Below are 12,893 nucleotides of genomic sequence, written 5' to 3'. Positions count from 1 at the left end.
CGGCCTTTCGCCGTTCGGTTCGCCGTTCGGTTTCGTGTGCGCGGCCGAGGACCGGCGGTAGCAGCGGCAACGGCCACGTGGTGGCCTGGCCGGGCGCGCGCGAGGGCGGGCGGGCGGGCGGTGGTCAGGTGTCGGCCCGTTTCCCCCGATTGGCCGGCCCAAGCAAAAACGATCATCGTAGTGGACGGGGGAGCAGACCCACCCGGTTCCGCCGTTCGCACGGACTCCCAGCGGCCGGGGTGAGCGCAGGAAGTGAGCGAAGGGGGCGTGCCGTAGCACCGCCGGCTCGGCGGTGTCCAGGGTGGTCGCGACCACCCCCTGCGGTGGGCCATCCTGGTGTTCCCGGCCGCTCTCGTGGGCGGGTTGCCGTTCGTCCCAACACGGTGAGGTGTCCCCATCGGCGAGAAGAGCGGATCGGCGCTGGCCGTACGGCTGCGCGGTCTGGACGCGTCCGCGCTGGAGCGGGTCCTGGCGGCGCGCCCGGATGCGGTGGCGGCTCCGGAGCCGCGGTCGGTGGGTGAACTGGCGGACCGTCTTCAGCGTCCGGCGTCGGTGGCGTTGGCGCTGCCCCGGCTGACGCTGCCGTGCCTGCAGGTGGCGGAGGCCCTCGCCGCCCTGGAGCCCCGGTCACGGTCCCGGGACGACCTGGCCGGCCTCCTGGACGCGAGGGACGGGGAACGGGCCCGCGGACTGGCCGCCGTGCTGGAGGAGCTGGCCGATCGTGCGCTGGTGTGGCCGGACGGCGAGGGCCTGCTGCACCTGGCGGGGCCGCTGCGGTCGGCCTGGCGCACGCCCCTGGGCCTGGACGCGGCACTGGCCCGACTCGTGGCGCACATCACCTCGGACGAGCTGGCCCGCGTGCTGGTGAAGCTCGGCGTCAAGCCGGCCGCCAACAACAAGCAGCAGCGGCTGGCCGCGCTGGTCGGCCACCACAGCGATCCGGACCGGGTCGCCGCGCTGGTGGCCAAGGCGCCCGCGGCCACCCGGGAACTGCTCCGGCGGCGGGCGCACGAGGCTCCGGAGCGGCTGGACTTCGTGGTGTTCGGGGGACTGCTGGACGCCTCCGAGCCCGGCAGCCGCTGGGCGCTGGAGCGCGGGCTGCTGATCCAGGACCGCCACCGGTACGGGCCCGCCCGCATGCCCGCGGAGGTGGCACTCGCCCTGCGCGGCCCCGACTGGCACGCCCCGTTCACGCCCGGCCCGCCCGGGGTGCGATCGGTGCCCGTGACCGCCCCGGAGGTCGAACGGGAGGCCGCGGCCGCCGCGATGGCCTTCGACGCCCACGCCACCTCCGTCCTCGGGGTCTGCGCCGCCGCTCCGCCGACCCGGCTCAAGTCGGGCGGGATCGGCGCCCGCGAACTGTCCCGGATCGGCAGGGCGGCGCAGTGCGAGGAGCTCCCGGTGCGCCTCGTACTGGAGACGGCGGGCGCGGCCGGGCTGCTGGCCCGGGACGGCGACCGCATCGCGGCGACCGCCGCCTACGACACCTGGGCGGCCCAGGAACCGGCCGACCGGGTCGCCGCGCTGCTCCGGGCGTGGTGGGAGCTCCCGCGGACCCCGGGCACCGGCCGCGACGAGGACGGCAAGGCCGTGCCGGCGCTCGCCGGGACCGAGCCCTGCGGAGGCTGCGTCCAGGCCCGGCACGGGCTGCTCGCGGCCGCGGCGAGGCTTCCGGCCGGCGAGGGCGCGGCGGACCCGGCCGACCTGGGGGCGTTGCTCGGGTGGCTCCGCCCGCTCGCCGACGAACTCCCGCAGGACGCCACGCCGTTCGCCACCCTGATCCGGGAGGCGGAACTGCTCGGTGCGCTCGCCCTCGGGGTCCTGTCCCCGATCGGTGCCGCCCTGAACGCCCTGAACGCCCTGAACGCCCGGGACACCCAGGACGCCCGGGACGCCCGGGACGCCCGGGACACCCTGGACACCCTGGACACCCAGGACGCCCGGGACACCGAGGCGGTGGCCGATGCCTGCCGACGGCTGCTGCCCGCCGCCACCGGGACCGCCCGCTTCGGCAGCGACCTCACGGCCGTGGTCTCCGGCACCCCGTCAGCCGACCTCGCCGCCCTGCTGGACTCCGTCGCGGACCGGGAGAGCGTCGGCGCGGCGTCCGTCTGGCGGTTCAGCCCGGCAAGCGTGCGCCGCGCCCTCGACGCGGGCCTCACCCCGGACGCCCTCACGGCCGACCTGGCTGTCGTCGCCGCGGTCGACCGGCTTCCCCAGCCCCTCTCCTACCTGATCCAGGACACCGCGCGCCGCCACGGCCGGGTGCGCGTCGTCGCCGCCGCCTGCGTGATCCACGGCCAGGAGCCCGCCCTCCTCGCCGAACTGGCCGCCCACCGCAAGCTCGCCCCACTCGGCCTGCGGCAGCTGGCGCCGACGGTGCTGATCAGCCGGACCCCGCCGGACGAGACGCTCGCCGCCCTGCGTGCCGCGGGCTACGCCCCCGTCGCCGAGCAGCCCGACGGGACCGTACGGATCGAACGGTCCCCGCACCACCGCGCGGCGAACCCGGTCCCGTTCCCGCGCCCGTCCCGCGCCAGCTCCCGAGCGCCTCAGACGACCGCGCGTCAGACGACCGCGCGGCCGACGGGCACACGCACCGCGACCGCGGGAACGCCCGTCGACCTGCGCGCCCTCGCCGTCCGGCTCCAGGACGCCCCGCAGGACATCGCGGAGCCCGACCCGTACGACGGCCGCCCGTACGCCAGCGACACCGAGGAGATCATCGCCGGGCACGCGCGCAACCTGACCTTCACCGACGTCCGCCAGCTGGCCCACGCCGTCGACGAGCGGCGGGCCGTCACGATCGAGTACGTCGCCACCTCGGGCGACGCGACGGTCCGCACCCTCAGCGGGCTCGAACTGGACGCCCCCTACCTGAACGCCTGGTGCCACCTGCGCGAGGACGCCCGGGTGTTCACCATCTCCCGCATCCACGGCGTGATGCCCGCCTAGCCGCCGCCGGGCCGCCGCCGGGCCGCCGCCGGATGGCTGGCCGCCGGACGGGCTGACCCCGACGGGTGGCGGGTCCTGTGGGCCGTCCGCAGCAATGTGGCCCGCGCCCGCTTGCGCCTGCCGCCCCGGCGCCCGGACCAGGCCGAACAATCGGCCTGATCCGGACCCCGGACGACGGGTCCGGGTGGCAGTGAGGGGATGGAACCGATGCAGGGAGCCGATCGCCCGAGTCGTCGAGCGCTGCTCGCCGGCGGGCTGGCGAGCGCCGCGGTGGCGCTCGCGGGGTGTACGACGACGAGGGCGGACTCGCCCGCCCCGCCCGGCTCTCCCGCCTCGCCCACGGGCGGCAGCGCTTCGTCGGAAGCCCGGCCGACCACGCCCGCCGCGGCGTTCACGAGGCTGATGGACGGCAACAAGCGCTGGGTCAGCGGTGACCTCAAGCACCCCGACCGCGACCCGAACCGGCGTCAGCTGGTGGCCCAGGAGCAGGAGCCCTTCGGGTCGATCCTGTCGTGCATCGACTCCCGGGTGCCGCCGGAGCCGCTCTTCGACACCGGTCTCGGCGACCTGTACGTGATGCGCACGGGCGGCGAGGCGGTCGGCCCGGTGGTCACCGGTTCCGTCGAGTACGGGCCCATGACGAGCGGCACCCCCCTGATCGTGGTCCTCGGGCACCAGCGCTGCGGCGCCGTCAAGGCGGCCTACGAGTCCTTCCGGGACGGCAAGCCGCTGCCCGGCAACCTGGACGCGATCGCCAAGGCCCTGCGGCCGGCGTACGACCAGACGGTCCGGGAGGGCGGCGCCGACCCGGTCGAGACCATGTCCCGCGCCCAGGTCACGCTGACCGCGGCCGACCTGCGCTCCAACCAGGACCTGGCCCCGCTGGTGGCCAAGGGCTCCCTCGCCGTCGTCGGCGCCTACTACTCGCTGGACACCGGCGCGGTCGAGGTCCTGTCCGGGGCACCCTGACCGCTCGGCGGGGGACCGGGCACCGCCCTACGGCCGGTCCGTCCCGCGCAGGATGCCCAGGTAGCGGGCGGCCGCCGCCTCGACCAGCCGGGCGGCGTCGTGCCGTACGGAGTGGAAGTCGCTGTGGATGCGGTCGTACCGGTACCGGCGCAGGGTGCGCATCATCGCCTCGATCTCGTGCGCCGGGAGCGGCAGGTAGTGGCAGGTGCTGTACATGAGGGCGATGTGCCGCCCGTCCTCCAGCACCTCGATGGTGTCCCCGGTGAGCAGGCATCCCCCGTCGCCGTCGCCGCGGCTCCAGTGCGCGACGGACGAGCCCGGGAAGTGGCCTCCGCAGCGGAGGATCTGCACTCCGCGGAACGGGCTGGTCCGGTCGTGGAAGAACCGCACCGTCTCGGCGGGACGGAAGAGCCAGGGCCGGTCCTCGGCGGCGACGTGGAACGGGACGCCGCCGAGGCGCCGGCTCCATTCCGCGTGGCAGTGGTAGTAGTGCGGGTGGCTGGCCGAGATCGCGTCCACCCCGCCGAGCCGGGCGATCCGCCGCACGGTCTCGTCGTCGACGAACGGCAGCGGGTCCCACAGCAGGTTGCCGTGCGGGGTGCACCGCAGGATCGCCCGGTGCCCCATGGCGAAGCGGGGGGCGACCCGGAGCCCGTGGACCCCCGGCTCGATCTCCTCCCAGACGATGCGGTGGCCCGCGGCGCTCAGCTCGTCGAGGGTGGTCCAGCGCTGTCCGCCCGGTCGCTCGTGCTCGCGGTCGTCCGTGCAGATGCCGCACGCGGCCGGCGGCCCGTCGGTCGACGGCGGGTACTGCACCCCGCACCGTACACAGACGAAAGCCTTCGCCCCGCTCTCCGTGGTCACCCTCTACCTTCAGCACGGCGCGAACGGGCGCGACAGCCCGCGGGCCCGATCGGGGGGCACGCTTGCCCGATCGGGGGCACGCTTGCCCGATCGGGGGCACGCTTGCCCGATCGGGGGAAGGCGGCGCGACTGGGGAAGGCGGGGCCACCGGGGAAGGCTTGCCCGATCGGGTGACGGCGGGTGCGGTGGCGGGGCGGAGGCGTCCGGCCGCGCCCGTCCCGTGCTAGGCAGGGCTCCTGTCGGGGCAGTTCGGGCACCCAGGGAAGTAGCCGATGTCGGTCATGCGCGCACGGACCTACGTCGTCGCCGGCGGAGCCGGAGTGGCGGGCACCTGCGTGACGCGCGCCCTGCTCGGCCAGGGCCACCGGGTCGTGGTCCCGTCCCGCTCGCCCGAACGCCTGCGAGCGCTGCGCGCGGAACTGGCCCCGGAGGACCTGCCCCGGCTGCACACGCTCGTGGGCGACCTCGGCACCCCGGACGGCGTCGGCGAGCTCCGGGACCGGGTGATCGCCGAGGCCGGCCCGCCGGACGGCGTGGTGGCCTCGCTCGGGTGCTGGTGGGAGGGCCTGCCCCTCACCGAGGTGCCGTACGAGACGTGGGAGCGGATCCTGCGCGACAACCTGACCGCGCACTTCCTGACCGCGCAGGCCTTCCTGCCCGTCCTGCACGGGCGCCCCGGGGCGGTCTACCTCGCGTTGAACGGCATCGCCGCGCTCAAGCCGGTGCCGTCGGCGGGTCCCGTCTGCGTCACGGACGCCGCCCAGAGCATGCTGCTGCGCACCTTCGCGGCCGAACTGGGCGACGCGGTGCGCGTCCAGGAGATCGCGATCCTCACCCCGATCGTCACGGCCCGCTGGCCCGCCGACACCCCGGTCGACCTCCGCTGGCTGTCCGGCGAGGCCGTGGGCGCCTACATCGCCCAGGTCGCCGCCCCGGACTTCGCCGAGCAGGCGCAGGAGACGCTCCGCCTGCCCGCCGACTGGGACATCCACGCGTGAACGGCGCCGGCACCAGGGCTTCGGCGGGCCGGCCCGCCGTACCACGGCCGGGGACGCGGCGGCCGTGGCCGTCGGTTTCGTTCGCTGAGGAGCGCGGGACGCCGCTAGCCTCGGCGGATGATCAACCTGCAGGTGCGTGATGACGGCGGGGACGTGGTGGCTCGGGCCGAGACCGGGGTGCAGTGGACGGCCGCCTTCGCCGAGCTGGATCCGGCGCTGTTCCCGATGCTCTTCGCACTGACGCCGTACGGGGACGCGGTCTTCAACCGGAGGCAGGTACCGCTGCTGCTGGCGGAACTCGACCGGCTGCCGGACGCGTGCGGCGGGGACTGGGTCGGGCAGGCCCGGGCGTTGTGCGGGGTGGTCGAGCGGGGGACGCACCGATACCTGTGGTTCGTCGGCGACTGACTGGGGGCCGGTCGTAGGGGGCGACCCTCGCCCACGTCCTGCACGAGAACGTCCTGGCCGCCCCCGACGCCGGCAGCCTGCGCGAGGACGTCCTGACCCTCATGCGGGAGATCGTCGACATGCTCTTCCTGCCGCTGGTGCGCCGAGCCGCTCAGCGGCCGTAGGCGGCCGTCGCGGTCCTGACGAAGGACCGGACCAACCGGTTGGTGTCGCCCTCCCTCCACACCGCCACCACCCGGCTCGGCGGCATGTCGACCAGCGGCACCACGGCCAGTTCCGCGGGCAGTTCGTGCCCGAGCGGGGCCAGGCCGACGGTGCCGTTCCACAGCACGGTCTGCAGGCACTCCTGGACGGCGCGCACCACCGGGCCCTCGCGCGGCTTGCCGCCGTTCCAGTACGACTGCCAGACGGGGTCGGTGCCCGGCGGGAACCGGAACCAGCGGCGGTCGTCCAGCTCGGCCAGGCGCAGCCCGTCACGGCGGGCCAGCGGGTCGTCGGCGCGCAGGACCACGCCGACCGGGTCGGCCCGCAGCGCACGCACCGTCAGGGCGGTCGCGTCGAAGGGCGCCCTGGTCAGCGCGACGTCGACCAGTCCGGCGCGCAGCCCGCAGGTCGGGTCGGTCAGGTCGGTGTCGCGGACGCGGATGTCGACGAGGGGATGGTTCCGGCGGAAGGCGGCGGCCAGCCTGGCCACACCCGGGTCGGTGCCGTCGCCCAGGATGCCGACGGTGATGGTCGCGGAGCCGGCCGCCGCGCTCACCCGCACCCGGACGCGGTCGGCGTGCTCCAGGAGGGCTCGCGCCTCGTCGAGCAGCACCGAGCCCACCGCGGTGAGCGTGACCCCCGTGGGCGAGCGGGTGAACAGCAGGGCCCCGACCTCGGCCTCCAACTGCTGGATCGCCCGGCTCAGCGGCGGCTGGCTGATGTGCAGCCGGGTGGCGGACCGGCCGAAGTGGAGTTCCTCGGCGACGGCCACGAAGTAGCGCAAGGTGCGTAGCTCCACACTGCCACGATACCCACGGGGTATCGGGGGCGCGGAACGGGTCTTGGACGCCGGCGGGCCCGTGGCGGTGGACTCGTGGCATGACCGAAGACACGAAGAGCAGCGAGCCGAAGACCGGTCCCGCCCTGTCGGTGGTGGGCCCCGGCGAGGGCGAGACGATCGTTCTGGGCACCACGCGCATGCGCGTCCTGGAGGACGGCAGCCACACCGGGCACCGCCTCGCGATCGCCGAGTCCGTCCTCGCCCCGCACACCCAGGGACCGCCGCAGCACCGCCACGGCCGGCACGACGAGGGTTTCTACGTCCTCTCCGGCACGGTGCGGTTCACCGTCGGGGAGCAGGACCACGACGCCCCCGCGGGCACGCTGGTGGTGGTCCCGCCCGGCACCCCGCACACCTTCGCCAACCCGACCGACCAGCCCGCCGTGATGCTCAGCACCTTCACCCCCGACCTGTACGTGCAGTACTTCCGGGACCTCCAGGAGGCGCTCGACGGCGGCCGGCCGCTGACCCCCCGGGCCAACCTCGACGCGATGAGCCGCTACGCGACCGAGCCCGCCGACGACCCGGTCTGAGGCCGGGAACCATGGACATCTTCTACTGGACCGTCGCGGGACCGCTCGCGCTCTTCCACTGGCGTCGGCAGCGGCCGCCGGCCTCGTACTCCTGCAGGCCGGCGCGATCGCCGTCCACCTGACGGGCGGGGACCGCCGGATCGCCCTCAACGCCGGGCTGGTCGTCACCGCCGCCGTGACCGTCCGGCTCGCCACCGGGCTGTGACCCCACGCGCGGAGGAGGGGAACGGCGACCGGCGCGGTCCCGGCCGTAGGGGCGCCGGGTTCCGGACAACTCGGCAGGATGGGGCGGCGGTTGGGTGGCGGGGGCTTCTACGCTCGCACGGACACCGGGGTGTGAGGGGGGAATGCCGTGGCTCGCAGGCCTGTTCGGCGGCGTCGGTCGCGCAGTGCCGCCCGCTGGGCGCGGCGGGCCGGGGACAACTTGCTGCTGGTGGGGATCGCCGCGGTGGTCGGGCTCGCGGTGCTGTCGGTGGTGGTGCACTGGCTGGTTCAGCACCTGGTGCTGGTGGCCGGCCTGCTGGCCGTCGGTGCGGGGGCGGGTGTGGCCGTGCTGCGTTCGCGGGTACGGGCGCGGCGGCGGGAGCTGGACGTACGGGCGGCGCAGCTGCGGCACATCGGGCCGTTCCTGACGATGAGCCCGAAGGCGTTCGAGCACGCCCTGGCGGACCTGTGCCGACGGGACGGCTGCACGAAGGTCTCGGTGGTCGGCGGAGCCGGGGACCTGGCGGCGGACGTGCTGGCCACCACCCCCACCGGCCGGCGGATCCTGATCCAGGCCAAGCGGTACGGCCCGCGGACCTTCGTCGGTTCGCAGGACGTCCAGAGGGTCAACGGCACCTACCGCGACGTCCACCGCTGCGACCTGGCCGCCGTGGTGACCACCAGCTCGTTCACCAAGGCCGCGGCCGCCTTCTGCGCCCAGGTCGGCATCAGGGCCGTCGACCGGCGGGCACTCGCCCTGTGGGCGGAGGGCACGGGCGTTCCGCCCTGGTCCTGAACCCGTGCCGAACAGGTCGCGGACGCCTGAGCGCCGGGATGGCGAGCCGCCTTCGACGACAAGGAACGAGGGGCAGCATGTCGAGGAGGCATGGCGGTGCTCCGTGCTCCGTAGGGCGGAGCGCGGGAGGTGGGCGGGGGACCGTCGGGTGAAGGCGGGCGCCCCGCCGTGGAGGTCCACGAGCGGGGCGGTGCGGCGGGAGGTGGTGGGGTCAGGTCAGCGGCACGTCGAGGCGGGCGCGGCGGTGGCTGAACGTGGCGATGGAGTGGGGGCCGTGGTAGCTGCCGAGGCCGGACTCACCGACGCCGCCGAAGGGCAGGTCGGGTACGCGGAGGTGGGCCATGGGCAGGCCGAATCCGAGGCCTCCGGACGAGGTCTCGGCGGCGAGGCGGGCGCGCGTGGTCTCGTTGCCGGTGAAGCCGTACAGGGCCAGCGGCTTGTCGCGGTCGTTGATGAAGGCGATGGCCTCGTCCAGGTCCGCGACCTCGACGATCGGCAGGACGGGACCGAAGATCTCTTCCCGCATGACCGGGTCCTCGGCCTTCACGCCGGTCAGGACGGTGGGGGCGATGTAGAGGTCGTCGCGGTCGGTCGTGCCGCCGAAGGCGAGGGTGCCGGAGTCGAGGAGGGCGGCGACCCGGTCGAAGTGGCGCTGGTTGACGAGGCGTCCGTACGCGTCCGAGGTCTGCGGGTCGCTGCCGAACAGGCGCTCGGTGGCCTCGCCGAGTGCGGCTGCCAGGCGCTGGGCGGTGGCCGGGTCGGTCAGGACGTAGTCGGGGGCGACGCAGGTCTGGCCGGCATTGCGGAACTTGGCTCCGGCCAGGCGGGTCGCGACCGTGTCGATGTCGATGTCGCCGTCGACGAATACCGGGGACTTGCCGCCCAGTTCGAGCGTGACGGGCGTGAGGTGCTCGGCCGCCGCGCGCATGACGATGCGGCCGACGGTGCCGTTGCCCGTGTAGAAGATGTGGTCGAAGCGCTGGGCGAGCAGCTCGGTGGTCTCGGGCACCGCGCCCTCGACGACGGCGACCGCGTCCCGGTCGAGGTACTCCGGTACCAGGCGGGCCATCAACGCCGAGGTGGCGGGGGCGAGTTCGCTCGGCTTGAGGAGGACGGTGTTGCCGGAGGCGAGCGCCCCGGCGACGGGGACGAGCGACAGCTGGACCGGGTAGTTCCAGGGGGCGATGACGAGGACGGTGCCCAGCGGTTCGTAGTGGGTTCCGGCGGTCGTGCCCTCCGGCAGCCCGGCCAGGGACTGGGAGCCGAGCGGCTCGGGGGCCAGCCACTCCTCCAGGTGGGCGAGGGTGTGGTCGATCTCGTGGATCGGGAGGTCGATCTCGGCGGCGTGCGCCTCGGCGCGCGGCTTGCGCAGATCGGCGTACAGGGCGTCGGCGATGGCGTCGCGGTTGTCGGTGAACAGGGCGCGCAGGGCGGTCAGTTGAGCGCGGCGCCAGGCGAGCGGCTTGGTCCTGCCGGAGCGGAACGTGGCCCGCAGCGACGCGACGAGGGCTTCGATGTCAGACATGGCGGTGGTACTCCTGGTGCTGGTCAGCGGGCGCCGGCCGGCAGGTCGGTGCGGTGGTTGACGGACCCGACTCGGCTGAACACGGCGGATCCTCCGGGGGGTCTGTGCCGGACGGGTTCTGTGCCGGACGGGGTCCGTGCCGGACGGGTTCAGGCCGGTCGGGCGAGGTCAGGCCTGCGGGAGGCGGACGAGCATCTTGCCCGTGTTGGCGCCGCGCATCATGGCCTGGAAGGCCTCGAAGGCGTTCTCGATGCCGTCGACGACGGTCTCGTCGGTGACGAGCGAGCCGTCCTTGAGCCAGCCGCCGACCTGCCGGGCGAAGTCCGGCACGAGGTGGAAGTGGTCGCTGACGTTCATGCCGCGCAGGTTGATGCGCTTGCCGATGGCGAGCGGCAGGTGCGGCGGGCCTGCGGGCAGCTCGGTGGCGTTGTACATCGAGATGGCGCCGACCAGGGCGACGCGGCCGCGCAGGTTCATGGTCCGGAGTGCGGCGTCGAGGTGGTCGCCTCCGACGTTGTCGAGGTAGACGTCGATTCCGTCCGGAGCGGCGGCGGCGAGTTGCCCGGCGATGTCGCCCGCGCGGTAGTCCAGACCGACGTCGTAGCCGAAGTCCTCGGTCAGCCGCTTCGCCTTGACCGGGCCGCCGGCCGAGCCGATGACGCGCGAGGCACCGAGCTTGCGGGCGAACTGCCCGGCGACGGAACCGACGGCGCCCGCGGCACCGGAGATGAAGACGACATCGCCCTCCTTGACCGGGGCGACCTCCTTGAGGCTGGCCCAAGCGGTCAGGCCGGTGGTGCCGAGGACACCCAGGTAGGCCTGGGCGGGGGCGAGGTCGGGGTCGACGAGCTGGACGTCGGCGGCACCCAGCAGGGCGTACTCGCGCCAGCCGAGGAAGTGGGTGACGGTCGCGCCGACCGGGACCTCGGGGGCCTGTGAGGCGACGACGGTGCCGACGGCCGAGCCGGTCATGGCCTCGCCCAGCTCGAACGGCGGGATGTAGGACTCGCCTTCGTTCATCCGCCCGCGCATGTAGGGGTCGACGGAGAGGTAGTCGTTGCGGACGACGACCTGGCCGGGGCCCGGGTCGGGCACGGTGGTCGTCTCGAACGCGACGTCCGAGTCCTTGGGCTCGCCGACGGGGCGGGCGACGAGGCGCCATTCACGGCTGGAAGAAGACATGACGATCCTAGGGAGTAGTGCAGGGTGAGGGAGGCGGGGAGGTCAGCTGCCCGCGGCCACGGCGGAGACGGGTACGCCCAGCAGACCGGCCACGAGGGCATCGGATCCCAGGGGCAGCAGGCGGTGCGCGTCCGTCGCGTTCTCCAGGCCGACCACGAGCGCGATGCAGAGGTCCGCGGCCCTGGCGGGCCCGACCCCTTCGACGGTGCCCGCCTCGGCGAAGAGTCCGGTGAGCAGGCGGCGCAGCTCCGCGGTGAAGTCGGAACATATCCCGCCGAAGAGGCGGGCCTTGTCGTCGAGGAGTTCGGCCGTGTGCGGGGAGTCGCCGGACAGGGCGAGGACGAGTTCGAGTTTGGCGGCGAGGACGCCCCGGACGCGGGCGGCGTACGGAAGGCTGGTGTCGGCCGCCGCCCGGCGGGCTCGCACGAGCGCCTGCTCGTGCAGGCGCCCGGCGAGCCGCCGGAAGGCGTCGTCCTTGCTGCGCACGTACTGGTAGACCGCGGACCGGGACACGCCCATGGTGGTGGCGATGTCGTCCATCGTGGTGCGCCGCACGCCGTACCTGGTCAGGCAGTCGTACGTGGCGTCGAGGACCTCGTCGAGCCGGTCGGTGCCCATCGGGGTCAGGCCAGCTTCTTGAGCAGTTCGACGGCCAGCGGGGCGGAGGAGGCCGGGTTCTGGCCGGTGACCAGGTTGCGGTCGACGACCACGTTCGGCGCCCACGGCTCGCCGACCCGGACGTTCACGCCGGCCTCGGTGAGGCGGTCCTGCAGCAGCCACTTCGCCTTGTCGGCGAAGCCGGCCTGGGTCTCCTCGGCGTTGGTGAAGGCGGCGACGTCGTAGCCGGCGAAGGCGTTGCTGCCGTCGGCCCTGACGGCCGCCAGCAGCGCGGCCGGGGCGTGGCAGACCACGCCGAGCGGCTTGCCGGACTCCAGGGCGAGGGTGAGGAGGCGGCCGGAGTCGGCGTTGACCGCGAGGTCCTCCATGGGGCCGTGGCCGCCGGGGTAGAAGACGGCCGCGTAGTCGTCGAGGTTGACGTCTTCGACCTTGATCGGCGACTGCAGCTCGCTGAAGCCGGCCAGGGCGTCGGCGATGCGGTCGGCGTTCTCCTGCCCGCCGTTGACCTCGGGGGCGAGGCTGCCCCGGTCGACGGAGGGAACGACGCCGCCGGGCGTGGCGACCACGATCGCGTGACCGGCCGCCTTGAAGGCCTGGTAGGGAGCGACGGCCTCCTCGGCCCAGAAGCCGGTGGGGTGCTTGGTGCCGTCGGCCAGCGTCCAGTGGTCGGCGCCGGTGACGACGAAGAGGATCTTCGACATGAGGGGTGCTCCGAGCGTGCGGGTCCGTCCCGGAGAGGGGACGGGTACGGGTACGTCGCCGCTGACGTTTCCGAAGCACTGACACTTCGCACTCA

The 12,893-nt window shown here is 74.3% G+C and carries 12 protein-coding genes and 1 pseudogene; 7 read left to right on the top strand and 6 right to left on the bottom strand.

Translation table 11 applies throughout. The annotated features are described in order from the left end of the window. The first annotated feature begins 513 nt into the window (after positions 1 to 513). Together ACZ6Z8_RS29165 and ACZ6Z8_RS29160 are read left to right on the top strand one after the other, a co-directional pair. Positions 514 to 2,955, top strand: coding sequence for a helicase-associated domain-containing protein (locus ACZ6Z8_RS29165; RefSeq protein WP_465613008.1), 2,442 nt, complete (start codon positions 514 to 516; stop codon positions 2,953 to 2,955). Positions 2,956 to 3,357: 402 nt separating this feature from the next. Further along, positions 3,358 to 3,924, top strand: a complete 567-nt coding sequence (locus tag ACZ6Z8_RS29160; RefSeq protein WP_465613007.1) for a carbonic anhydrase — start codon at positions 3,358 to 3,360, stop codon at positions 3,922 to 3,924. A 27-nt stretch (positions 3,925 to 3,951) separates the two neighbouring features. Here ACZ6Z8_RS29160 and ACZ6Z8_RS29155 read toward each other — a convergent pair whose 3' ends face one another. Then, complete coding sequence (locus ACZ6Z8_RS29155) at positions 3,952 to 4,740, bottom strand: MBL fold metallo-hydrolase (RefSeq protein ID WP_465613006.1); 789 nt, start codon at positions 4,738 to 4,740, stop codon at positions 3,952 to 3,954. Between the two features lie 320 nt (positions 4,741 to 5,060). Between ACZ6Z8_RS29155 and ACZ6Z8_RS29150 the strand changes: the two genes are divergently transcribed. Together ACZ6Z8_RS29150 and ACZ6Z8_RS29145 are read left to right on the top strand one after the other, a co-directional pair. Next, positions 5,061 to 5,786, top strand: coding sequence for an SDR family oxidoreductase (locus ACZ6Z8_RS29150; RefSeq protein ID WP_465613005.1), 726 nt, complete (start codon positions 5,061 to 5,063; stop codon positions 5,784 to 5,786). Between the two features lie 117 nt (positions 5,787 to 5,903). Further along, complete coding sequence (locus ACZ6Z8_RS29145; protein ID WP_465613004.1) at positions 5,904 to 6,194, top strand: hypothetical protein; 291 nt, start codon at positions 5,904 to 5,906, stop codon at positions 6,192 to 6,194. 151 nt (positions 6,195 to 6,345) lie between these two features. Here ACZ6Z8_RS29145 and ACZ6Z8_RS29140 read toward each other — a convergent pair whose 3' ends face one another. Beyond that, positions 6,346 to 7,197 carry a LysR family transcriptional regulator gene (locus ACZ6Z8_RS29140; protein ID WP_465613003.1) on the bottom strand — a complete coding sequence of 284 codons (852 nt, stop codon included), beginning with the start codon at positions 7,195 to 7,197 and terminating at the stop codon, positions 6,346 to 6,348. 80 nt (positions 7,198 to 7,277) lie between these two features. Here ACZ6Z8_RS29140 and ACZ6Z8_RS29135 point away from each other — a divergent pair, with 80 nt between their 5' ends. From ACZ6Z8_RS29135 to ACZ6Z8_RS29125, 3 genes and pseudogenes are all read left to right on the top strand, one after another. Beyond that, positions 7,278 to 7,772 (top strand): cupin domain-containing protein, encoded by a 495-nt coding sequence (locus tag ACZ6Z8_RS29135; RefSeq protein ID WP_465613002.1) that lies wholly within the window; start codon positions 7,278 to 7,280, stop codon positions 7,770 to 7,772. Between the two features lie 58 nt (positions 7,773 to 7,830). Then, a pseudogene (locus ACZ6Z8_RS29130) lies at positions 7,831 to 7,977 on the top strand (DoxX family protein); the annotation flags it as partial. Positions 7,978 to 8,205: 228 nt separating this feature from the next. Then, complete coding sequence (locus tag ACZ6Z8_RS29125; RefSeq protein ID WP_465613001.1) at positions 8,206 to 8,772, top strand: restriction endonuclease; 567 nt, start codon at positions 8,206 to 8,208, stop codon at positions 8,770 to 8,772. 211 nt (positions 8,773 to 8,983) lie between these two features. On the opposite strand, the gene ACZ6Z8_RS29120 is transcribed toward ACZ6Z8_RS29125, so the two are convergent. The 4 genes from ACZ6Z8_RS29120 to ACZ6Z8_RS29105 all read right to left on the bottom strand — a co-directional run bounded on the left by ACZ6Z8_RS29120 (position 8,984) and on the right by ACZ6Z8_RS29105 (position 12,798). Further along, positions 8,984 to 10,387 carry an aldehyde dehydrogenase family protein gene (locus tag ACZ6Z8_RS29120; protein ID WP_465613111.1) on the bottom strand — a complete coding sequence of 468 codons (1,404 nt, stop codon included), beginning with the start codon at positions 10,385 to 10,387 and terminating at the stop codon, positions 8,984 to 8,986. 78 nt (positions 10,388 to 10,465) lie between these two features. Further along, positions 10,466 to 11,479, bottom strand: a complete 1,014-nt coding sequence (locus tag ACZ6Z8_RS29115; RefSeq protein ID WP_465613000.1) for an NADP-dependent oxidoreductase — start codon at positions 11,477 to 11,479, stop codon at positions 10,466 to 10,468. Positions 11,480 to 11,521: 42 nt separating this feature from the next. Beyond that, the gene (locus ACZ6Z8_RS29110) at positions 11,522 to 12,097 is read right to left on the bottom strand and encodes a TetR/AcrR family transcriptional regulator (protein ID WP_465612999.1); all 576 of its coding nucleotides are present in this window, start codon (positions 12,095 to 12,097) and stop codon (positions 11,522 to 11,524) included. Between the two features lie 5 nt (positions 12,098 to 12,102). Next, entirely contained in the window at positions 12,103 to 12,798 is a 696-nt protein-coding gene (locus tag ACZ6Z8_RS29105) for a type 1 glutamine amidotransferase domain-containing protein (protein WP_465612998.1), read from the bottom strand. Positions 12,799 to 12,893 lie beyond the last annotated feature (95 nt).

Source organism: Kitasatospora sp. NPDC101108, assembly GCF_055584725.1.
The sequence above is the reverse complement of the archived record's forward strand: the minus strand, read 5'-3'. Positions and strand labels throughout refer to the sequence as shown.